The sequence below is a fragment of the Gilliamella sp. CG22 genome, assembly GCF_046635725.1.
Lineage (GTDB): Bacteria > Pseudomonadota > Gammaproteobacteria > Enterobacterales > Orbaceae > Gilliamella > Gilliamella apicola_I.
The window spans coordinates 33,146-55,212 of record NZ_JBIDFK010000009.1 but is presented as its reverse complement, the minus strand read 5'-3'; the positions used below and the strand labels follow the sequence as shown (position 1 = coordinate 55,212).

Sequence of the window (22,067 nt, the reverse complement as noted above, 5' to 3'; positions counted from 1 at the left end):
AATAGCGTTAATACAAAGTGATGATATAACGGTATTAAAAATTAACTTTTTAGTTCTTCTTTCTGTGATCGTCCGAGTAAGGTCATTGCCGCTTGTTTAGGATCTTTATGCTCGTATAGTACTTTATAAATTTGTTCAGTGATTGGCATATCCACATGATATTGTTTTGCAAGTGTCCAAACTTCTTTAGTATTTTTAAATCCTTCGACAACTTGTGCGATAATATCTTGTGCTTCTTGAATAGATTTATTTTGTCCCAGCAAAATACCGAAACGTCGATTTCGTGATTGATTATCCGTACAGGTTAATACAAGATCACCAAGTCCAGCCATGCCCATAAACGTTGCAGGATCTGCACCAAGCGCTTCGCCCAATCGCATCATTTCAGCCAGTCCACGTGTAATTAACGCTGTCCTTGCATTCGCACCAAAACCCAGCCCATCAGACAATCCTGCTCCTATCGCAATCACATTTTTAATGGCGCCACCAAGTTGCACCCCAATAAAATCTTTACTGCTATAGACCCGAAAACTTTTACTACAATGAAATAAATTTTGTAACTCAGTTAAAAAATCATCATCCGTTGAAGCAACTGTTACCGCCGTTGGCAAACCTGAGGCAACTTCTTTAGCAAAAGTAGGGCCTGAAATGACAGCTAGGGGGATTTGATTGCCTAAAATTTCTCTGGCGACATCTTGCAATAAACGTCCGGTATTGACCTCAAGTCCTTTGGTTGCCCAAACAATTTTACTATCTTTGCGTAAATAGGGTTTTATTTGCTTTAAAATAGTACCAAAAGCATGGCTAGGTACCACTATGAGTAAGATTGGTGACGCTGAAACAGCTGTTTGCAGATCACTTTCAATGTGCAGTAATTCAGGAAAAGGAATATCAGGCAAAAATTGTTTATTTTGCCTGTCATGCTGTAAAGCCATCATTTTGTGTGAATTATGTCCCCACAATAATGTTTGATGACCATTACGTGCAAGTAAAATAGCTAAAGAGGTTCCGTAAGAACCTGCACCGATTACTGTGACAACAGCATGTTTTTCCATAATTAACCGTTAGATTTATCGTTCTAGATTAAATCACAATGATTATTGTAATGTTTCTGTTGATTCTTCTTCAACTGATTGTTGTTGCTGTTGAAGATAGTTCATAAATAACACGTCAAAGTTAACCGGTTCTAAATTAACTGGTGGGAAAGAACCTTTAATGACTAAGTTAGAAATTGTTTCTCGTGCATACGGGAATAAAATATTCGGACAGTAAGCACCTAAACAGTGTTGTAACTGTGCGTCATTGAATCCAACAAGTGAAAAAATACCTGCTTGCGTAACTTCACAAATATAGGCAACTTCGTCTTGTGATTTCATTGTTACTGTAATGCGTAATGCGACTTCATAAACATCATCATTTAAGGATTGAGATGATGTATTCAATTCAACATTCATGGCTGGTTGAAATTGTTTGGTAAAAACTTCAGGTACATTATTGGTTTCAAATGAAACATCTTTTGTATAAATACGTTGAATTGCAAATTGTGTTTCTGGTTGTTGTGTATTGTTTTGTTCTGTCATGATCTAACCTTATTTTAATATAGTTTTATTTTCTAACTAATGGTAAATTTTCGCCATTCCATCCTGCAATGCCATCTTTTAATGCAAAAACATTCAAGAAACCTTGTTTAACAAGTACTTCACCGATACCGGCTGATGATAGACCATTATCATCAACTAAAATAACAAAATTTTCTTTATGTTTTTCAATAGAATTTGCACTCGCATTTTTGATATCAATGGGGAGTATATTCAGGGAATCGGTAATATGCCCCTTTTTGAAACTATCAGCTGATCGCAAATCAATGATTTTAGCATTTTGTTTATTAATCAGATTGATTGCTTGAGCATTATTAATGATTTTAACTTTTGATAACTTACTTTTGATGGTTAAGACAATGATTGCAATAAAAAGTACAATCCAACCTAAAGAAAGTAAAATATGATTTTTAACAAAAGGTATAATTTCGAGTGTAATAAAGTCCATACTTTTATAATTACCTAGTTTTTCAATATAAGAAGAGATTATAGCGATATTATGCACTGAAATACAGTACCTATAAGAAAATCTTGTTGTTCCCCAAATTATCGAGCGTTAAATTGAGAAGATTCTTATTGAGTTTTTGATTATTACAAGGATGATTGAATGCGTGAACGACATCTTTTTAGCAAAATAAATGTGCAACGCCTTTTATTGGTGCATTCTAAGTGTTTTTATGCATTATTTTGGTGCATCAATGCTATTTGTGTTACTATTTAACCCGTAAATTCACTAGAAAAACGTGACTTAAAACTTGGCATCATATTTGCATAAAAGAAAATAACTTGGCAAGAATGCCTTACGAACTGAACAATTATTTGTCCTCAACGGAGAAGATACATGTCTATACAAAAAGTATTAACACTAATTAAAGAAAATGATGTTAAATTTGTCGATTTGCGTTTTACTGATACCAAAGGTAAAGAGCAACACGTTACGATACCCGTTAGTCAAATTGATGCTGACTTTTTTGAAGACGGTAAAATGTTTGACGGTTCTTCAATTGCTGGTTGGAAAGGGATTAATGAATCGGATATGGTATTAATGCCTGATGCTTCAAGTGCCGTTATTGATCCATTTTTTGAAGATGTAACATTAAATCTCCGTTGTGATGTACTCGAACCTGCAACATTACAAGGTTATGATCGTGATCCACGTTCAATCGCAAAACGTGCTGAAGAGTTTTTAAAATCTTCAGGCATTGCTGATACCGTTATTTTTGGACCAGAACCCGAATTCTTTTTATTTGATGATGTTCGTTTTGGTTCACCGATGTCAGGTAGTTTTGTTCATATTGATGATATTGAAGCCGCTTGGAATTCAGGCACAAAATATGAAGAAGGTAACAAAGGTCATCGCCCAGGTGTAAAAGGCGGTTACTTCCCACTTCCTCCGGTTGATTCATCGCAAGATATCCGCTCAGAGATGTGTTTAATTATGGAACAACTTGGTTTAGTGGTTGAAGCTCATCACCATGAAGTGGCAACTGCAGGACAAAATGAAATTGCTTGTCGTTTCAATACATTAACTAAAAAAGCGGATGAAGTTCAAATTTATAAATATGTTGTGCAAAATGTAGCGCATATTTATGGTAAAACAGCGACATTTATGCCGAAACCGATGTTTGGCGATAATGGTTCAGGCATGCACTGCCATCAATCTTTAGCTAAAGATGGGGTTAACTTATTTGCCGGTGATAAATATGCAGGGCTTTCTGAAATGGCATTATTCTATATCGGCGGTATTATTAAACATGCTAAAGCTATCAATGCATTTACTAACCCTGCAACAAACTCATATAAACGTTTAGTACCAGGTTATGAAGCGCCTGTTATGCTTGCGTATTCTGCTCGTAACCGTTCTGCTTCAATTCGTATTCCGGTTGTGACTAGCCCGAAAGCACGCCGTATTGAAGTTCGTTTCCCTGATCCAGCAGGTAATCCATATTTATCATTTGCTGCGCAGTTAATGGCTGGTTTAGATGGTATTATTAACAAAATTCATCCTGGCGATGCAATGGATAAAAACTTATATGATTTACCACCGGAAGAATCTAAATTAATTCCACAAGTGGCGGGTTCACTTGAAGAAGCGCTTAATGCATTAGATGCTGATCGTGACTTTTTAACGCGTGGTAATGTCTTCACTAATGATACGATTGATGCGTATATTGATTTAAAACGTCAAGATGTTGATCGTGTACGTATGACACCACATCCAGTTGAATTTGAACTTTACTATAGTTTATAAATTTATCTAAAATTTAAACAGTTAATCCACCGTGTAAAGCGGTGGATTTTAATGAGGACGGAATACCGACGATGACATTTGATAGTGAATCTGATGCTGATCTTGTTCTCAACTCGATGATTACAAGTATTTTATTACTTGATAAAAATCTCAATATTGTTTACGCCAATACCGCTGCCCAACAGCTATTAGCACAAAGTCCCAAAAAGTTATTAGATAGTTATCTTCCTGATTTATTGAGTTACCATTCTTTAGATTTCGAGTTAATGCAAAGTTCATTATCCAAAAATCAAGGTTTTACGGATACTGAAGTGAATTTGGTGGTGAATAATGAATTGCATATCTTATCGTTAACGGCACAACCCTTAAGTAATGAACAGATCTTAATTGAAATGGCGCCTTTAAATAAACATAAACGGTTAAGCCAAGAACAGTTACAACAAGCTCAACAAAGTGCTGCTCGTGAACTTGTGCGAGGGCTAGCACATGAAATTAAAAACCCATTAGGTGGGCTTCGAGGTGCCGCACAATTATTATCACGAGAATTACCAAAAAATGAGTTGCAAGATTATACGCAGATTATTATTGAACAAGCAGATAGATTAAGAAATCTAGTAGATAGGTTATTGGGACCACAGCAACGCTTGCACCAAAAAGTACAAAATATTCATCAAGCGATTGAGCGAACTTATGCGTTATTATGCATCGAAAAACCATTAAATGTGACTATTTTACGGGATTATGATCCAAGTTTGCCAGAATTTATCCATGATTCAGAGCAGATCGAACAAGTTATTTTAAATATTGTGCGAAATGCTTTACAGGCTATTGGTACGAAAACAGGTACGATAACAATCAGAACGAGAACTTCCTTTCAAATTACATTGCATGGACAACGTTATCGACTATGTGCACGTATTGATATTGAAGATAATGGACCGGGGGTACCTGTTCATATTCAAGATACACTTTTTTATCCTATGGTAAGCGGTTATGAAGGTGGGACAGGAATCGGTCTTTCTATTGCACATAATATTGTTGATCAACATCATGGTAAAATTGAATTTAATAGTTGGCCTGGACACACTGAATTTTCTGTCTATTTGCCAATCAAACAATGAGGTAATTTAAAATGAATGTTTGGGTTGTTGATGATGATAGTTCAATTCGTTGGGTATTAGAAAAAGCACTTACCAATGCGCATTTTAATTGTATTAGTTTTGCAAACGGTCAAGATGTGATCGAAGCTTTGACTAATCAACTACCCAAACCAGCTGTACTAATTTCTGATATTAAAATGCCTGGCATCGATGGTCTATCATTACTTAATTATATCAAAGCACAATTCCCCCATTTGCCTGTCATTATTATGACAGCGCATTCTGATCTCGATGCTGCTGTCAATGCTTACCAAAAAGGCGCTTTTGATTATATTCCCAAACCCTTTGATGTGGATGAAATGATCCAACTTGTTGAACGTGCTATTGCACAGTCTCAACATTTACAAGTACCAAATTATCAACGTACTCATGTTACGGCAAAAGCATCAACAGGCATAATAGGTGAAGCACCTTCAATGCAAGAGGTATTTCGGATTATTGGACGCTTATCAAAATCTTCTATTAGTGTGCTGATTAATGGTGAATCAGGTACAGGTAAAGAGTTAGTCGCAAAAGCGTTGCATACTCATAGCCCTCGATCTCATTCACCTTTTATCGCACTTAATATGGCAGCGATTCCCAAAGATCTGATTGAATCGGAACTTTTTGGACACGAAAAAGGAGCGTTTACTGGGGCTGCACAAATCAGGCACGGACGATTTGAACAGGCTAATGGTGGAACCTTATTTTTAGATGAAATTGGTGATATGCCTCTTGATGTTCAAACACGGTTACTTCGAGTCCTTGCCGATGGACAATTTTATCGTATTGGTGGTTATTCCCCCGTAAAAGTTGATGTCAGAATTATTGCCGCAACGCATCAAGATTTAGAAGCAAGAGTGCGTGAAGGCAAATTTCGGGATGATTTGTTTCATCGCTTAAATGTAATCCGTATTTTATTGCCTCCATTACGTGATCGTGCTCAAGATATTCCGAAACTTGCAGAGCATTTTTTATATACCACGGCTAAAGAGTTAGGCGTTGAAAGTAAAGTTTTTAGTCCCGAAGCGATGAGTGTTCTATGTAAATTTAATTGGCCGGGCAATGTAAGACAGCTTGAAAATACCTGTCGTTGGGTGACAGTCATGTCTTCTAGTAAAGAAATTTTAGTGCAAGATCTACCACCAGAGCTATTACAATTTCCGATGCCTAAAATTTCGGTTGGTCGTAATGATATAAGTTTGACATTAAACGACTCTCAAGTTGCAATGGATTGGCAATTTTTACTGGAACAATGGGCTAAACAATCGCTTGTCGCAGGAAAATCGAGCATTTTAACTGAGGCAGTGACAGAAGTAGAGCGTATTTTATTAAATTGCGCACTTAATTTTACCCGAGGACATAAACAAGAAGCAGCAAATTTATTAGGGTGGGGGCGTAATACTTTAACCAGAAAGTTAAAAGAGTTTTCAAATAAAAATGACAGTGATATTGGCTAATTGATCTATAAAATTTTGACATAACGCTATGTAAAGAAACGTTTTCTAATCATTTAACACTGACTTTAGATATTCTTTAAAGTTTATTGAACACTGAGTTGTTTTTAGATACAATTTAATGCAAATGAGAATTATTTATATTTGTGTTATTTTTATCTGAACAATAATTAGGAGTTCATATGTATTCATTTATCAAAGTTAAAATTACAGTGCTGTTTGCTGTATTGCTGTTAGTTGTTGGGTGTGATAATAATAAGAATAACCAAAAACCAGATTATTCTGATATTAAGAAAGATGCTCTGGTAATTAAACACGCTCAAGGCGAAGCACTTTTTGAGTCTGTTCCCAAAAAAGTAGCTGTTTTTAACATTGCAACTCTTGATATTATTGATGCATTGAATATTCCAGTCTCAGCTGTACCACAATCAAATGTCCATTTACCTGATTTCTTATCTAAATATAGTGATAAGTCCTATACTAACATTGGGACTTTGTTTGAGCCAAATTACGAAGTACTTAGCTCTATCAACCCTGACTTAATTATAGCAGGTGGACGAGCAACAGATGCCTATCCAAAGTTGGAAAAATTAGCAGAAACAATCTCCTTAGATATTGATTCCAATAACTTCTTAGCGAGTTTAACTGAGCGAACTCGTCAATTAGGTTGGATTTTTGAAAAAGAAAAAGAAGCATCTAAATTGATTGAAGACTTTAATCAAAAAATTGACCAACTAAAATCGAAAACCAGTACAGCCGGTTCAGCATTAGTGATTATGATTAACGGTGGGAAAATGTCTGCATATGGCCCTAAATCACGTTTTGGATTTGTTTTTGATGTGTTAGGTTTCCAGCCAGCAACCACTTTCCAAGAAGCCGGTCGTCATGGGAATAGTGTTACTTCTGAATTCATTTTAAGTACTAATCCCGAATGGATATTTGTGTTAGATAGAGATAATGCCATTGGTAATAAAGAAGCCCAATCAGCACAACAAGTGTTAAATAATGAATTAATTCAAAAAACGGCAGCATGGCAGCACAATCATATTGTTTATCTTGATTCAACATCGATGTATATCGCAGGCGGGATTCAAACGTATAGTCGTTTAATGGATCAAATAGCAGAAGCACTACAAGAATCATCGACTAATCAATAAAAAAACATGAAGTTGTCGTTATATTTTATTGCAGGCATCATTATTTTATTAATTTTGACTGCAATAAGTTTGTTTATCGGTGCAGGGCATGTCAATTTACATGAACTTTTTACCAACGCTAATATGCAGCAGATCTTTTTTGTCAGTCGTTTGCCAAGAACGTTAGCGTTATTGTTAGCCGGTAGTGCAATGAGCGTTGCTGGCTTAGTGATGCAGTTATTAACACAAAACCGCTTTGTGGAGCCTACCCTTGTTGGCACCACCCAATCAGCCAGTCTTGGTTTACTCATCATGATGGTATTCGCGCCCGAACAAAGTGTCATGATCAAAATGGTGGTTGCAAGTTTATTTGCGATGATGGGTACGATTCTTTTTATGATAATATCCCATAAAATTGTTCTCAAATCAGCACTAATGGTTCCACTTATTGGGATTATGCTAGGTGCGATAATCAGTGCTGTGACCACATTTTTTGCCATGTATTATGATCTATTGCAATCGCTTTATGGATGGCAGTCAGGTGATTTTTCTGGGATTTTGCAAGGTCGTTATGAACTATTGTGGCTAGTTTGTGGTTTGACATTGGTAGCATGCTGGAGTGCAGATCAGTTTACGATCGTGGGGTTAGGTCGAGATTTTTCGGTTAATGTGGGACTTAATTATCGTCGAGTCATGATAATTGGACTAATTGTCATAGCATTGATTGGCGGTATTGTTGTGGTGGTGGTTGGTGTATTACCGTTTTTAGGATTAATCGTCCCCAACATTGTCAGCTTGTTATTCGGTGATAATGTGCGTAAAACCATTCCTTGGGTCTGTTTATTTGGTGGGGGATTGGTATTAATTTGCGATATTATTGGACGTTTAATTCGCTATCCATTTGAAATCCCTGTCAGTGTAATTCTTGGTATTGTCGGTGCCGTAATCTTTTTAATATTATTAAGTCGAAAAAAACATGCTAGTTAGTTCAAAACACTATCTTTCCAGTCAAAAAAGAGTTTGGCTATTATTGAGTATAGCGCTTATTTGTATCATCTTTTTTATGACCTTTAATCTAAAAGGGAATATTAGGTATATTTTGACTCATCGTATGTGGATAGTGTTGACGATGATATTAGTTGCTTTTTCGGCTGCAACATCCACACTCCTTTTTCAAACCGTGACCCATAATCGCATATTAACGCCGTCGATAATGGGGTTTGAATCTTTATTTGTCTTAATTCAAACAATTGTCATTTTCTTTATCGATGTGCAAGGTATTCCTTACATCGGTATTATGGGCAAATTTATCGTTGAATCGCTTTTACTGATCTTATTTTCTCTATTGTTATATAAAGGTTTATTCACAAAATTTAAGCAAAATCTTCATTTAGTATTATTAATTGGGATTATTCTGGGCACACTTTTCCGCAGTTTTGCAAACTTATTACAACGGTTAATGACACCAACTGAATTTGCTGTTTTGCAAAGTCGAATTTTTGCTACGTTTACTCGGGCTGATCCCATTTTAATTATTTTTTCATTCATTATTGCAATATGTATCGGACTATTTTTATGGAGAATGCGTTTTCAATTTGATGTTTTGGCTTTAGGACGTGATAACGCTATTAATCTTGGCGTTAATTATCATCAAAGCGTGACAATTATTTTACTTTTAGTCTCGATATTAGTTGCAATTTCAACCGCATTGGTGGGGCCGTTTACCTTCTTTGGTCTACTGATAGCAAATTTAGCTTATAGCATAAGTCGCTCAAGCCAACATCGATTTTTACTTCCCACGGCCTTTTTACTTGGCGTGATTTTTCTGGTGGGTGGTCAAATGTTTTTAGAGCATGTTTTGAATATGGTTGGCGCCATTACGGTCGTCATAGAGTTTATTGGTGGTAGTCTGTTTATCTTCTTATTATTGAAAAAGGTACCGATGTGATACAAATTGATAATATTAATAAAAAATATCAAACCCTTTCGGTTTTAAAAAATGTTACCGCCACCATTCCACAAGGGGGAGTAACAGCAATCATTGGGCCTAATGGCGCTGGAAAATCAACTTTACTTTCGATTATAAGTCGACTTTTGAACGCTGATGAAGGAAACGTTAAAATTCTAGACATGGATGTGTTTAAAACGCCGAGTGATAAATTAGCTACTCATCTTTCGGTATTAAGACAAGAAAATCGCTTTACCAGTAGGCTTACCGTATTTGAACTGGTCGGATTCGGGCGTTATCCTCATACAAAAGGGCGTTTAAATCCTGATGATTATCAGCATATTCATCGAGCATTGGATTTTTTAAATTTAACTGAGTTTAAAGATCGTTTTTTAGATGAGTTATCTGGCGGACAGCGACAACGAGCATATGTCGCGATGGTGCTTTGTCAAAATACTGAATATGTGTTACTTGATGAACCGTTAAATAATTTGGATATGAAGCATGCAGTTTCGATGATGAAACAGTTACGACGTGCTGCGAATGAACTTGGTAAAACCATTGTCATTGTTATTCACGATATCAATTTTGCATCAGTCTATTCGGACTATATTTTAGCGATGAAAAATGGGGAACTGGTCTATCAAGGAACTCCAACACAGATTATGAATTCAGCTATTTTAGAAGATATTTTTGATACGCCGGTTAGCATTGAAACTATCCAAGGACAACATATCGCTGTATATTATTAATGTAGATTGTCGTATGTTATTTAAGCGTAAAATATTGCAAATAATAAACAAGTTAAAGTAAATTAATATTTGCTAATTCCTTCTTTCCATGCTAAAAAAAAGACACGCCATTTGCCGAGATAACAGTGATGAAGTTAGAGGAAATTGCACTTTTAGCTGGTGTGTCAAGAACGACTGCAAGCTACGTAATAAACGGAAAAGCGAAAAAATATCGAGTAAGTGATCAAACTATTGCTAAAGTGATGGCAATTGTTAAAAAGCACAAATATCAGCCTAATGTTGTTGCTGCAGGACTTCGAGCAGGTAAAACAAGAACTATTGGTATTATTATCCCTGATTTAGAAAACAGTAGTTATACCCGCATTGCCAGTTATTTAGAGCAACTCGTCAGAAAAGAAGGATACCAACTACTTTTATCCTGTTCTGACGATAATCCAGAAATTGAAAAAGAATGCATTGCACATTTAAAACAAAGAAGGGTGGACGCTTTAATTCTGTCATCGTCTTTTGTTACGGATTCAGACTATGCGTTTTATGATGATTGGGAAAATTTTAAGATTCCTCTATTTGCATTAGACAGAACATTATCGAGTAAAAAATTTAGAAATATTGTTGGTGCAGATAAACAAGATGCGAAAGCACTTGCCCAAGCATTTAACCATTTTGTTCAAGGCAAAGTCATTTATATTGGTGCTCTACCTAATTTATCGGTAAGTCAGCATCGTCTTGAAGGGTTTAACGCGGTAACATTAAAAAATTGTAACGATGTTGATTTTTTATATGCTAATAATTATAGCCGACAAGATGCTGATACGGCTTTTAGTCATTGGTTAAACAATCATGAATTACCAAATGGTATTTTTGCAACTTCATTTTCACTTCTTCAAGGTACAATTGATGCCATATTAAGAAAATTTGGTCATTTACCTGAATCATTAACTATTGCAACGTTTGGCGATAATGAATTACTCGATTTTTTGCCCTGTAAAGTGATTTCACTTTCTCAGGATCATAAAGAAATAGTGGAGTTGACTATCACATTACTCCAAAATTGTTTGAATCAGCAAAGTTATCAATCAGGTACTACTATGATCCCAAGACAATTAATTTACCGTGGCAGTTTGAGCCGTCAACGTATGAGTAAATACGAAAAATAAAAAAACTCGGAAGCTTGTCACTAAATAGGTTGTTGCATGATGTATTACTAAAAACGCTATAATATTATTGCTTGGACATGTTTAACGTTTTATGAAGGCTGAAATACATGACTTAGAAATTAATGAAAAATACATTACATTAAAGGTAGCAAAATGATGTAACTAAATAACAAAAAATGTCTAAAATCTATTTTGCATTTATAATAAATAAATTAAGATCAAAAAATTAGATCTCGATCACATATTTGTTATTGATAGTTATAATTTATTGGATAAATAATTTTAATTTATTCATTATTGCTGAAACGATTCAATAAAAATCATTAAATGGATTTATAGATGAGTCATTTTAGTCGACCCAATATTTTTAACCCAGAGGTATTTATTCTATGTTTCATTTAGTTAAAGAAGATATACATTTAAATGAACACGCTACTAATAAAACAGAAGCGATAAAAAAAGTAGCGGCAGCATTAACTAGTGCCGGTTTTGTCGAAGAAGGATATGTAAATGGAATGCTTGAACGTGAAGCGCAAGCTGCCACTTATCTGGGTATTGGCCTTGCTATTCCACATGGCACTACCACCACTCGTCATTTAGTTAAAAAGACGGGTGTTCAAGTTTTTTGTTTTCCTGAAGGTGTTGAATGGGGTGATGATGGTGAAAAAGCTTATGTCGCTATTGGTATCGCCGCTAGTTCTGATGAACATTTAGAGTTACTTCGTCAATTGACGCATGTTTTAGGTGCTGACGGTGTTGAAGAACGAATCAAAAACATTAAAACAGCAGATGAAGCACTTGCTATTTTAACCGGAAAAACAGAACAAGAAGACAGCCAATTTTCAATGAATGAATCATCACTTTTATTGGATATCAATGCTGATAGTTTAGCCACTTTACAAGCGTTAAATGCATCACGCTTAAAACAACAAAATGCTGTAAATACGGCTTTTATCACTCATGTGCTGGATAATAAACCAACTTATCTAGGTAGTGGGGTTTGGTTGAACGATAGCAAAGAAGGCAATCTAAAAAATGCGATTGTGATTAGTCGTACAATAAGCAACGTAAATGAAGATAATAAACCGGTAAAATTACTTATCACGATGTCGGTTGTTGATAATGCAATGTCTGAGGTTATTGATCGTATTGCGCGTTTAGCATTTTATGAAAAGTTAGATTTAATGTTATCGGCAAGCACGGATAAATTAATCAATTTACTGATGACAGATGACTTGCCTTCAACTATCGATAATTCTCAAACTGAACAAGCTAACTCAGCAGCGCCATTAGCATCGGATTCAAGCCAAGCTTTAACTCGTGAATTTATCGTGCCTAACGAAAATGGTTTACATACTCGTCCATCTTCAGTATTAGTTAAATTGGTTAAAGAGTTTAATAGCAAAGTAACTGTTGCGAATCTTGATGGAAAAGGGGAGCCAGTAAGTGCTACCAGCTTAATGAAAATCGTTGCACTTGGAGCCAAAAAAGGCAGCCGTCTGCAATTTACTGCGGTCGGTGATGATGCTGAGCAAGCACTTGATGCTATCGGTAAAGCAATTGAAAGCGGACTTGGTGAGGGAACAGAATAATGAATTATCGTGTTGCAACAATCACCTTAAATCCTGCTTATGATTTATTAGGATTTTGTCCAAAAGTCGAGTTGGGTGATGTAAATTTAGTTCAAACGAATGCTTTACTTGCCGCAGGCAAAGGGATTAATGTTGCTAAAGTATTGTCTGATCTAGATATAAAATTAACTGTTGGTGGTTTTTTAGGTCAAGAAAACCGAGATGGTTTTAATCTATTATTTAATTCATTAAATGTAGTCGACAAATTCCAAACTGTAGAAGGCCGTACACGTATTAATGTCAAATTGACTGAAGAAAATAGCGAAGTGACGGATCTAAACTTTTCAGGCTTTACAATTACTGAGCATGAATGGCAACGTTTTGTGACAAGTTCTCTTGAATGGTTAAAAGATATCGATATGGTCGCGATAAGTGGCAGTTTACCTGCCGGCGTATCACTTGATAAATTTACACAATGGATGGAGCGAGTTAAACAGATCTGCCCAAAAGTGGTGTTTGACAGTAGCCGAGATGCGTTAGTCGCTGGATTGAAAGCTAAGCCATGGTTAATCAAACCAAATGATAAAGAGCTTGAAATGTGGGTCGGACGTAAATTAACGACACTAGATGAAATTAAAACAGCTGCGATGGAATTAGTAAAAGGTGGCGTTGAAAATGTTGTGATTTCACTAGGAAGTAAAGGCGCTTTGTGGGTGACTCAACATGAAGCATGGTTGGCTAAACCACCAAAATGTCAAGTAGTGAGTACGGTCGGTGCTGGTGACTCAATGGTTGCTGGAATCATGTATGGATTAATAACAAATCAATCGATTAAAGATACCCTGGTATTTGCATCAAGTGTTGCTGCTTTGTCTGTTGGACAAGCGGGTGTGGGGATTTCGGATCGCCAAGCTGTAACTGATATGCTAGGCAAAATTGAAATAAATGCTGGTTAGGAGTTTGCATGAATATTTATATTGTTGAAGGTAGTAATACAGGTCCTGTAAATGGACGTTTAGCCAGAGCGGAACTCGCATTGGCTGCCAATTCGTTGAATTTTAACGTAACCGATAATTCAGATTCTGCTGATGCGATTATTGCTATCGGGACTGGTGAAATTAGTGATAAATCCGTTATCGGTAAAAAAGTTTATGTGGTAGAAGATATTAATGCGTTATATGCAAACCCAAAACAAATTCTAACAGAAGCACAAAGTAAAGCGGTTGTTTTTGAACAATCAGCTCAACGTGTTTCAGCGCCTACCTCTAATACAGCTGCAAAACGTATTGTTGCAGTAACAGCGTGTCCAACTGGAGTGGCACATACTTTTATGGCTGCCGAAGCGATTGAAGAAGAAGCTAAAAAACGTGGTTGGTGGTGTAAAGTTGAAACGCGTGGATCAGTCGGTGTTGGTAACGAACTCACACCAGAAGAAGTCGCCTCAGCAGACATTGTGATTGCCGCTTGTGATATCGATGTGGATTTAAGTAAATTTGCGGGTAAAAAATTATATCGAACTAAAACCGGCCCAGCGCTCAAAAAGACTGCGCAAGAGTTTGATAAAGCATTCGAAGAGGCAACGGTTTATCAACCTTCATCAACTTCAGTATCGGCTAAATCAAGCAATGAGAAGAAAAGTTTTTATAAACATCTTCTAACTGGTGTTTCTTATATGTTACCAATGGTGGTTGCCGGTGGATTGATCATCGCACTTTCCTTTGCTTTGGGTTCATTTGAAAACATTGACGGTGTACAAAAATTAGTTGGCGAACCACATTTAGCGCAAATTGGAGGCTTGGCATTTTCGCTTATGGTGCCATTACTAGCGGGCTATATTGCTTATTCAATTGCGGATAGACCAGGGCTTGCGCCTGGCCTGGTCGGAGGATTGCTTGCGGTCTCAACAGGTGCAGGATTTTTAGGTGGTATTATCATTGGTTACTTTGCTGGATATTTTGCATTATTAATCGCTAAATACCTTCCCCTACCAAAAAGTATGGAAGCCTTAAAACCCATTTTAATTGTGCCACTATTGGCAACATTAGCGACAGGGCTTGTCATGCAGTTTATTGTTGGTACACCTATTGCTTGGTTAATGGGTGAGGTAACAGACTGGTTAAATTCAATGGGCACGGCTAATGCTGTTATTTTAGGTGCAGTGTTAGGCGGTATGATGTGTACAGATATGGGCGGACCAATTAATAAAGTTGCTTATGCTTTTGGTACGGGATTAATTTCTGCGCATGTTTATGCACCAATGGCTGCTGTGATGGCTGGTGGTATGGTACCTCCATTGGCAATGGGTATTGCAACGCTAATCGCTCGCAAAAAGTTTGCTAAAGCTGAGCAAGAAAGTGGTAAGGCGTCATTAGTATTAGGCTTATGCTTTATCTCTGAAGGGGCAATTCCTTTCGCTGCGCGTGATCCGTTACGTGTTATTCCATGTTGTATTCTAGGTGGCGCAATTACTGGTGGTATGGCATTAGCATTTGGTTCAACATTAATGACACCACACGGTGGATTATTTGCTCTAGCAATTCCAGGTGTCGTTAAACCTGTGGGTGGTTATCTGTTATCCATTGTTGTTGGATCGGTTATTGCAGGGCTTGCTTATGCAGCTATTAAAGCACCAGAAAAAGAAGCTGTAGCGACGACAGCTTAAAAAGCATAAATTAAAACGTCATCTGATGATGGCGTTTTTTCTTATATTCACTTATTTTTTTACCCAGCGTTGTAAATCTTTCGGAACGAAATCGTCCATTTGTTTCAACACAAATTCGGCGTTATCACTAACAATTAATGTGTTATAAAAATTTTCCCGAATAAACCCTTCTTGCACAGCATGCTTTAAAAAACTCAACATAGGTTGCCAAAAGTTTGCAATATCAAATAATGCCACCGGTTTTTCATGATAACCAATTTGCATACCAGTCCAAACCTCAAAAACCTCTTCTAATGTGCCGGTACCGCCTGGCATAGCGATAAAACCGTCAGCTAGTTCTGCAAGCCTTGCTTTACGTTGATGCATATTGTCGACCACCTCTAATCGGGTAATGCCATGGTGAGCAGTTTCAGCTTTAACTAAACGTTCAGGGATGATGCCGATGACTTCACCGCCATGAGCTAAAACAGCATTAGCAATCATTCCCATCAGCCCTTTATTACCTCCGCCATAAATTAATCGCCGATTTTGTTTTGCTATAATTTTACCGAGTTGCTCGGCAGCTGTTCGATATTCCAAACGATTGCCTTCACTGGCACCACAAAATACACAAATATTTTTTTTCATAAATCATACTCTAGCTATTCTTACCGTAGCCCTTTATTTTAGCATAGGCGATGTATTATTTGTTTACTCACTGAGCAGTTAGTTTTATTTCGTGTTTTAACGATTGACATAATCGTTATAGATCGTTAATATTCTGACCGTCGAGTGTTCCTCCATAGTTCAGTCGGTAGAACGGCGGACTGTTAATCCGTATGTCACTGGTTCAAGTCCAGTTGGAGGAGCCAACTTTCCACTTCATCTCATATCTATACGTCTCTATTTGATTATAAATCAATATTTTATATTTTTTTAGTATACCGCTTATCCATATACATTTATCAATTTTTCTATCAATTTACTATTTTTTCGGGTTCAAATGAGGGTAAACAAAAATGCTCATTTTTTTCAAATAAAAAGTAAAGCGATACTTTGAGGCTCTCTTTCGAGAGCTGCATGATAAGCAGTTGCTTCAGCAACAAAAAACTTTGGGCTTGAAGCTTTGGCAACCTGTTCGGCATCAAAACCAGCTGGCAGATAATAGCATTAACTTCATAAATTTTTCTATTTCTGCAAAATTTTGTAATTATTTCACCATTAACTATGGTTTCATAAATTTGCGTTCGATAAGTTCACCGTCTTTATAGGTTTCTGTGTACAAAAGTTTGCCTTTTTTGCGGGTGGATAAGATGGGTTCATACAGTTCATTATATTGTTGTTCTAATTGATGACATTTCCAAATACCAACAGGCAGGCCATTTTTGTATTCCGATTCGAGATAAATATAACCGATACCTAGAGGCGCATATTTACTGCCTGTTATCTCAATCCATAAACCTTCGCGGGTATGGTTTTGAACTAAACCTTCCTCTGTAACATTAAGATCTGTATTTTGAAAAGAACCATTAGTATCATAATAACGGATGAATTTTCCTTGGGGTGTCAGTTGATATGTTCTTTTTTCATAAGCATCACTGTCTGTCTCATCACTACCAAGATCCCTAATAATTATTTTCCCATTATCATAATAGAAAAATCGATAGCTTCTACCCAGATCATTTCCATATTCGTAAGTGGCTACTAATCTATCCACAATTTGATCAGAGCTGATAGAGATAATGGATTGAAAAATAAGGTGTCTTCCATACTCGCAATGGTTGCATTCTAACTCAAGGTTCTCAGTGGTGAGTAGAAACAGATCAAACTGAGAAAAGCCGGCTATTTTTTTCCACATGAACTGTAATCTTCTGGTTTAAAATATCGTTGATATTAAATGGGATATCATAGGAATCCTGAACAATCTGCTTTAAATTTTCTTGGGTTAAAGTAATCTTATAGGATTGTTCTGATTGGGACTGCTTATATAAATTTCTGGCCAATTCATCAAAAGCTTTTTCACTCCCAGAACGTTCATTTTCTGTTTCTGCATCTTGCCAATGTGTGGCAAAAGGATATAAAACATGTTTATCACCAATTGGCGGGCTGGCAAGTGGAGCTTGCATAATTTGGGTAATAAGATCGTCTTTTTTATTTTTATTAATCGGTTGGCTATTCGCCATTTGATTACAACCTATCATAAATAGGATGGTGAAACATACTATTATCAATCTCATTGCCAATATTCCTTGTTTATTTTTTACAATGTTTCCCTCCATACTTAACGCCCGTATAAAATAACGGGTGCAGTATATGAGTGCGGTTTTCAGAATTTATGGAGAGTATATACCTGATTTCAGATAATAGTGAATTTATTTCTTCTTTATTTTAGGTGGATTTTTAATTGATAACTTACTATGAATATTAACAATTTTTGCCAGAATATTTTTTTATTATCACGCATATTATGCACGGCAATCCATAGTAAAAAAATCCTGAATAATTATATATCATTTAGTCGCAATAAATTGGTATATCATTATTCAGGATTTTTATGTTGATTTTCTATAAACTATTTAAAACTAATTCTTTTTTAAAACTATTATTTTCTATTGCGTAATACGCCATATTTGAAGTAATCTTCCATTCCTACAATATCCTCAGTATTGTAATCAGCAGGTATAGGACAGTCCAATATTTTGGTTTCAATTGATAAAGGTTTTAATTTTATTTCCTTAGTGACTTCATAAATTTTTTCAATCTCAAAAAAATCATTTTCTTTATCAAATGTCCCCAAACAAATTCCATTTTTATTATTTTCTAATCGAACATCAATAGAATATACATATTTATTAGCAACGGGGAGCACATCTCTTAAAATGTCATTTTTATCATATAAAAGAATATAATTATCTTTAAGATTACCTTTAATACATATCGGTCGAACATAATAAAACTCTGCATCAAGACCAAAAGTATCTGGTAGGTAGTAGTCTTCATTATTAAGATTAAAAAGCATGTCTAACTCTTTTGATTTAAAATAATCATTATTTCGATCATATTGTGCTTCATAGACGAATTTTGTATCTATATATTGATTTTCGTAGGCATTACAACTGAATGGTAAAAAAATTGCTAAAAATAAACTAATCAAATAGTTTTTAATTTTTATGGTAGTGCGGTTTATTTTCATTTTCATCATCTCCATCTTTGGTATTATAGGAATTTAGTCTAATTTTTGCCGATATATTTTTTATTACCACGCATTTTATGCACTGCAATCCATAGTATAAAAATCTAGAATGGATAAATACCATTTATTATCTAATTGGGTTAGATAAAATATAAAAATATTTTTTTCATGATTCGGTATTATACCTGGAAAGTTTTCTATATAGACAACTTTAACTGTTTTAGGGGCTATTTTATCGGCAATGGATTGATATTCCTCCCAAACAGGGTTTTTTTCAAATTGATAGTGTTTTAGTTCCCAATGATAATAACCAAGCGCTATTTTTAAAGCCTCAATATTTTTTTCTTTTGAATTGGCATACAGACCTAGTTTAGTGACTTTTTCACTACATGGATCAAATGTAGGATATTGTTCATATTGTATTTTAGGATTGCCAGATATTGAAAACCCTAGCAATTCATCGTCTACCCAAGACGGTATTGTATTTTCAATTATTTTATTATTCGATTTAAATTGTTCAATTCTTCTCATTGTTGGGCTGGTACTTCCATTATATACAATGAAAAGACCTATATCTTTATTAATATATTGGTTAATTTCTTTAAAATTCTTTTTATTAAAAAGGTCAATAAGTTGATAAACCGTAGCATCAAAATGTGGGATTGTTTGAGTCACTGCTGATTGATTTTCTATTTTTTGACTACATGCTATATTAGCCAAAGACAATAGAATCAGTAATAATATTCTCATTTTAAAATTGTTTCCTTTCACTATTAAATTAACCTGTTAAGACTATTTAGAACTCATTTTTTCCGCTTTATCAAATACCCAGTGATTATTTTTGAAATGGTATAAATAATAATAAGCATCCAGTTTAAACTTAAAATCATCATCAGAATAAATTTTTTTGATGTCTTTGTTTATAAGTTACGATATATCATAATTATCTAATCTTCTTTCGAGTAAATGTTTCTCTATTTCATTACTTAATAATTGTGGTCAATTAACCTGTTTATAAAAAACAAAAATATATCAAACCCAAAAAAGTAATATGAGGTAAAAATTGCTTCATAGGGTTTTCTCTTTTGTATTTTTATGTTTTAAAAAAAATAATATCAGTAAAACTGAAATATAAAGAATTAAAGGAATTTTATAAATCATATCAATGATATTTTGTCCTATCATTTCATTTTCATCAGAAAACAAAACATAATAACTATTGTGACTTAAATAATTAATATAATTATAATTTTCAGAAAGAGGATTCAATTTTAGCGCCAAAAAGACAGTAGGATCATCGTTGCAAATAAGAATTTGGGTAAAACCTTTAATTAATAGTAATAGTATTATTAAGATCTTTAATAATTTCATATTGTCATCCATTTATAATCTTATTGAACTGATTGAATTTCGACTTTAATTCGGGGATGTGCTTCATAAATATTACTTTTTCCCTATTCTTTTCTTCCAATAATATAATGATATTCAATATCTACCCAATTATTTTTTACAATATATCTTTCTTCTCCTTGATTAACTTTTGTACTTAGCTTATTTGCTTAATATTGTTTGTGATAATAGCGTAGCAATAGACGAGAATAACTTATTCCAAAATTGATTTGAATTTTAATGATTTCAGCCTTTTCTTCACCCACAAAAATGACCATAAACATGAAAGTAGGTTTCCGATTGCCATAGAGATAAAAATGCCATTCATTCCCATTTTTTGAACATAGACTAAATATAGTCCTATAGAAAAAATAATGATCATTCTAATATAAAGGATAATTACCGCAGGTAGGGGTTTTCCTGTCGCTTGAAAGAATGATGCGATTATCCACGTTATTGCCATAAAACAAAAGGTAAATGATACGATTAGCACTTGTTTTCTGGCAAAATCAATCACTTCTGGTATTGAAGTAAATATTGAAAATAACCAAGGAGAAAGTAATACATAAAATGCTGCAATGATGCTACATAATATCATTATTGTCCTTAAGCTTAGATTTAAAGCTTCTTTAATCCGATCAAGTTGATTACGTCCATAATTTTGCGAAATAAAGACCGTCATTGCACCAGCAATAGCAATCATCGGAATAACTAAAATCTGATCAATTCTCCCAACCAATATCCATGCATTCATTGCATTTTCATCAAAGGTATTGGTGATCATTTTGTTATATGCAACGATAATGATATAAGTTGAGGCTGTCATTAAAAACTGAGGCAATCCAATCCGTATGATTTCTCTGGCAATTTTTCCGTTAAAGTGAGCAAAGTTAAATGTTAACGGAATTCTTGATTTTCCCTTGTGTATAAAGCGGATTAAATAGATAAAAGCCATAAATAACGATATTGTTGTGGCTAAACCTGCACCAGCCACCCCCATATCGAGTACAAATATCAATATCGGATCAAGTATGATATTGAGCGTTACCATAATCATAAATGATATTGCAGTAACATATGTCAGGCCTTCGCCAATAAGAATACCGCCATAAACCTGTAATAATATTATGAACAGTAAACCAGGGGCTAATGAATATAAAAACTGTAGACTATAGACTGTTGCTTCTAGGCTTAATTTATCACCTGATAATAAATTAATAATTTGTGGGCCAAAAGCATAACACATAATCATAAATGGCACGGTTAGCAGTAAAGCTATGACGACACCTGTAACACCTAGATTTTGATAATGATTAAATCGTTTTTCGCCGATTAATCGCCCCGTTGTGGTACTGAGTCCAACGGCTAAACCTGAGGCTATAGCTTCAAAGACAAAAAATAATGGAAATAAAAGACCGGTTCCCGCCAACGGAGCTGAAGAAGTAGGATTGATCAATGAAATAAAATAGGTATTTATGATTAAGTAAGCATAATTTAATAAGTGACCAATGAGAATGGGAATCCCTATTTTTATAATTATTGGCATGATTGGACCTTCAAACATGCCTTTTTGCAATTTTTCTTGAAAATTTGACATAGATTTCTCTTTAAGTTTATTTTTTAAATAGTGATGTTATTTTTCTCTAGCGCAAAAAGCGTCTAATCGACATGTTATCGAGAGCAAAATATCCATTATATTTTTCACTTTATAGTACCTGCCCAAACAGCACCTATCCCAACCTAAAACGTTTTGATAGACAGTTCATGGCGGGAAAACCTTCTTGCCTTTTGGTGGAATGAATCGCAGAAGGGATATTTTATTTACGACGAAAAAA

21 protein-coding genes and 1 tRNA gene are annotated in these 22,067 nt (G+C 35.0%); 12 read left to right on the top strand and 10 right to left on the bottom strand.

What is annotated here, in order from left to right:
• Positions 1-41: 41 nt before the first annotated feature.
• Genes gpsA through ACGH46_RS08800 form a run of 3 tightly spaced genes read right to left on the bottom strand, consistent with a single transcriptional unit; the run spans position 42 to position 2,046 of the window.
• The gene (gpsA, locus tag ACGH46_RS08810) at positions 42-1,058 is read right to left on the bottom strand and encodes an NAD(P)H-dependent glycerol-3-phosphate dehydrogenase (protein ID WP_370632180.1); all 1,017 of its coding nucleotides are present in this window, start codon (positions 1,056-1,058) and stop codon (positions 42-44) included.
• Positions 1,059-1,097: 39 nt separating this feature from the next.
• Positions 1,098-1,580, bottom strand: a complete 483-nt coding sequence (gene secB, locus ACGH46_RS08805) for a protein-export chaperone SecB (RefSeq protein ID WP_220215860.1) — start codon at positions 1,578-1,580, stop codon at positions 1,098-1,100.
• A 25-nt stretch (positions 1,581-1,605) separates the two neighbouring features.
• On the bottom strand, positions 1,606-2,046 hold the full coding sequence (locus ACGH46_RS08800; protein ID WP_065559726.1) for a rhodanese-like domain-containing protein: 441 nt from the start codon (positions 2,044-2,046) through the stop codon (positions 1,606-1,608).
• 393 nt (positions 2,047-2,439) lie between these two features.
• On the opposite strand from ACGH46_RS08800, the gene glnA reads away from it, so the two are divergent.
• From glnA to fruA, 11 genes are all read left to right on the top strand, one after another.
• A complete protein-coding gene (gene glnA, locus ACGH46_RS08795) occupies positions 2,440-3,849 on the top strand; it encodes a glutamate--ammonia ligase (RefSeq protein WP_267360734.1) in 1,410 nt (469 codons plus the stop codon).
• Positions 3,850-3,920: 71 nt separating this feature from the next.
• Complete coding sequence (glnL, locus tag ACGH46_RS08790) at positions 3,921-4,970, top strand: nitrogen regulation protein NR(II) (RefSeq protein ID WP_411605324.1); 1,050 nt, start codon at positions 3,921-3,923, stop codon at positions 4,968-4,970.
• Between the two features lie 11 nt (positions 4,971-4,981).
• Complete coding sequence (gene glnG / locus ACGH46_RS08785) at positions 4,982-6,448, top strand: nitrogen regulation protein NR(I) (RefSeq protein WP_411605323.1); 1,467 nt, start codon at positions 4,982-4,984, stop codon at positions 6,446-6,448.
• Positions 6,449-6,627: 179 nt separating this feature from the next.
• A complete protein-coding gene (locus ACGH46_RS08780; protein ID WP_411605321.1) occupies positions 6,628-7,602 on the top strand; it encodes a siderophore ABC transporter substrate-binding protein in 975 nt (324 codons plus the stop codon).
• Between the two features lie 6 nt (positions 7,603-7,608).
• Complete coding sequence (locus ACGH46_RS08775) at positions 7,609-8,568, top strand: ABC transporter permease (RefSeq protein WP_411605319.1); 960 nt, start codon at positions 7,609-7,611, stop codon at positions 8,566-8,568.
• Positions 8,558-9,529, top strand: a complete 972-nt coding sequence (locus tag ACGH46_RS08770) for an iron chelate uptake ABC transporter family permease subunit (protein ID WP_411605317.1) — start codon at positions 8,558-8,560, stop codon at positions 9,527-9,529. The genes ACGH46_RS08775 and ACGH46_RS08770 overlap by 11 nt, the downstream gene beginning before the upstream one ends.
• A complete protein-coding gene (locus ACGH46_RS08765) occupies positions 9,526-10,281 on the top strand; it encodes an ABC transporter ATP-binding protein (RefSeq protein ID WP_411605315.1) in 756 nt (251 codons plus the stop codon). Before ACGH46_RS08770 ends, ACGH46_RS08765 begins: the two co-directional genes overlap by 4 nt.
• 128 nt (positions 10,282-10,409) lie before the next feature.
• Entirely contained in the window at positions 10,410-11,438 is a 1,029-nt protein-coding gene (gene cra, locus ACGH46_RS08760; protein ID WP_411605314.1) for a catabolite repressor/activator, read from the top strand.
• 389 nt (positions 11,439-11,827) lie between these two features.
• The gene (gene fruB / locus ACGH46_RS08755; RefSeq protein WP_411599611.1) at positions 11,828-13,030 is read left to right on the top strand and encodes a fused PTS fructose transporter subunit IIA/HPr protein; all 1,203 of its coding nucleotides are present in this window, start codon (positions 11,828-11,830) and stop codon (positions 13,028-13,030) included.
• Positions 13,030-13,965, top strand: coding sequence for a 1-phosphofructokinase (gene fruK, locus ACGH46_RS08750; RefSeq protein WP_411605312.1), 936 nt, complete (start codon positions 13,030-13,032; stop codon positions 13,963-13,965). Before fruB ends, fruK begins: the two co-directional genes overlap by 1 nt.
• An 8-nt stretch (positions 13,966-13,973) precedes the next feature.
• A complete protein-coding gene (gene fruA / locus ACGH46_RS08745) occupies positions 13,974-15,671 on the top strand; it encodes a PTS fructose transporter subunit IIBC (RefSeq protein ID WP_411605310.1) in 1,698 nt (565 codons plus the stop codon).
• A 51-nt stretch (positions 15,672-15,722) separates the two neighbouring features.
• On the opposite strand, the gene ACGH46_RS08740 is transcribed toward fruA, so the two are convergent.
• The gene (locus ACGH46_RS08740; protein ID WP_411605308.1) at positions 15,723-16,298 is read right to left on the bottom strand and encodes a TIGR00730 family Rossman fold protein; all 576 of its coding nucleotides are present in this window, start codon (positions 16,296-16,298) and stop codon (positions 15,723-15,725) included.
• 148 nt (positions 16,299-16,446) lie between these two features.
• Between ACGH46_RS08740 and ACGH46_RS08735 the strand changes: the two genes are divergently transcribed.
• Positions 16,447-16,522, top strand: a tRNA-Asn gene (locus ACGH46_RS08735).
• A gap of 353 nt (positions 16,523-16,875) precedes the next feature.
• Here the strand turns inward: ACGH46_RS08735 and ACGH46_RS08730 are convergent.
• The 6 genes from ACGH46_RS08730 to ACGH46_RS08705 all read right to left on the bottom strand — a co-directional run bounded on the left by ACGH46_RS08730 (position 16,876) and on the right by ACGH46_RS08705 (position 21,829).
• Positions 16,876-17,508 carry a hypothetical protein gene (locus tag ACGH46_RS08730; protein ID WP_411605307.1) on the bottom strand — a complete coding sequence of 211 codons (633 nt, stop codon included), beginning with the start codon at positions 17,506-17,508 and terminating at the stop codon, positions 16,876-16,878.
• Positions 17,474-17,887, bottom strand: coding sequence for a hypothetical protein (locus tag ACGH46_RS08725; RefSeq protein WP_411605305.1), 414 nt, complete (start codon positions 17,885-17,887; stop codon positions 17,474-17,476). Before ACGH46_RS08725 ends, ACGH46_RS08730 begins: the two co-directional genes overlap by 35 nt.
• A 365-nt stretch (positions 17,888-18,252) precedes the next feature.
• A complete protein-coding gene (locus tag ACGH46_RS08720; protein WP_267351973.1) occupies positions 18,253-18,843 on the bottom strand; it encodes a hypothetical protein in 591 nt (196 codons plus the stop codon).
• Positions 18,844-18,918: 75 nt separating this feature from the next.
• Positions 18,919-19,593 carry a hypothetical protein gene (locus tag ACGH46_RS08715; protein WP_411597279.1) on the bottom strand — a complete coding sequence of 225 codons (675 nt, stop codon included), beginning with the start codon at positions 19,591-19,593 and terminating at the stop codon, positions 18,919-18,921.
• Positions 19,594-19,911: 318 nt separating this feature from the next.
• Entirely contained in the window at positions 19,912-20,214 is a 303-nt protein-coding gene (locus ACGH46_RS08710) for a hypothetical protein (RefSeq protein WP_267374250.1), read from the bottom strand.
• A gap of 232 nt (positions 20,215-20,446) precedes the next feature.
• Positions 20,447-21,829 carry an MATE family efflux transporter gene (locus ACGH46_RS08705; RefSeq protein ID WP_411605303.1) on the bottom strand — a complete coding sequence of 461 codons (1,383 nt, stop codon included), beginning with the start codon at positions 21,827-21,829 and terminating at the stop codon, positions 20,447-20,449.
• Positions 21,830-22,067: the final 238 nt, after the last annotated feature.

Coding starts and splice junctions, on each gene's coding strand:
- secB (WP_220215860.1), bottom strand. CDS start 1,580: ATGACAGAACAAAACAATACACAACAACCAGAAACACAATTTGCAATT.
- ACGH46_RS08800 (WP_065559726.1), bottom strand. CDS start 2,046: ATGGACTTTATTACACTCGAAATTATACCTTTTGTTAAAAATCATATT.
- glnA (WP_267360734.1), top strand. CDS start 2,440: ATGTCTATACAAAAAGTATTAACACTAATTAAAGAAAATGATGTTAAA.
- glnL (WP_411605324.1), top strand. CDS start 3,921: ATGACATTTGATAGTGAATCTGATGCTGATCTTGTTCTCAACTCGATG.
- glnG (WP_411605323.1), top strand. CDS start 4,982: ATGAATGTTTGGGTTGTTGATGATGATAGTTCAATTCGTTGGGTATTA.
- ACGH46_RS08780 (WP_411605321.1), top strand. CDS start 6,628: ATGTATTCATTTATCAAAGTTAAAATTACAGTGCTGTTTGCTGTATTG.
- ACGH46_RS08775 (WP_411605319.1), top strand. CDS start 7,609: ATGAAGTTGTCGTTATATTTTATTGCAGGCATCATTATTTTATTAATT.
- ACGH46_RS08770 (WP_411605317.1), top strand. CDS start 8,558: ATGCTAGTTAGTTCAAAACACTATCTTTCCAGTCAAAAAAGAGTTTGG.
- cra (WP_411605314.1), top strand. CDS start 10,410: ATGAAGTTAGAGGAAATTGCACTTTTAGCTGGTGTGTCAAGAACGACT.
- fruB (WP_411599611.1), top strand. CDS start 11,828: ATGTTTCATTTAGTTAAAGAAGATATACATTTAAATGAACACGCTACT.
- fruK (WP_411605312.1), top strand. CDS start 13,030: ATGAATTATCGTGTTGCAACAATCACCTTAAATCCTGCTTATGATTTA.
- fruA (WP_411605310.1), top strand. CDS start 13,974: ATGAATATTTATATTGTTGAAGGTAGTAATACAGGTCCTGTAAATGGA.
- ACGH46_RS08740 (WP_411605308.1), bottom strand. CDS start 16,298: ATGAAAAAAAATATTTGTGTATTTTGTGGTGCCAGTGAAGGCAATCGT.
- ACGH46_RS08730 (WP_411605307.1), bottom strand. CDS start 17,508: ATGTGGAAAAAAATAGCCGGCTTTTCTCAGTTTGATCTGTTTCTACTC.
- ACGH46_RS08725 (WP_411605305.1), bottom strand. CDS start 17,887: ATGAGATTGATAATAGTATGTTTCACCATCCTATTTATGATAGGTTGT.
- ACGH46_RS08720 (WP_267351973.1), bottom strand. CDS start 18,843: ATGAAAATAAACCGCACTACCATAAAAATTAAAAACTATTTGATTAGT.
- ACGH46_RS08715 (WP_411597279.1), bottom strand. CDS start 19,593: ATGAGAATATTATTACTGATTCTATTGTCTTTGGCTAATATAGCATGT.
- ACGH46_RS08710 (WP_267374250.1), bottom strand. CDS start 20,214: ATGAAATTATTAAAGATCTTAATAATACTATTACTATTAATTAAAGGT.
- ACGH46_RS08705 (WP_411605303.1), bottom strand. CDS start 21,829: ATGTCAAATTTTCAAGAAAAATTGCAAAAAGGCATGTTTGAAGGTCCA.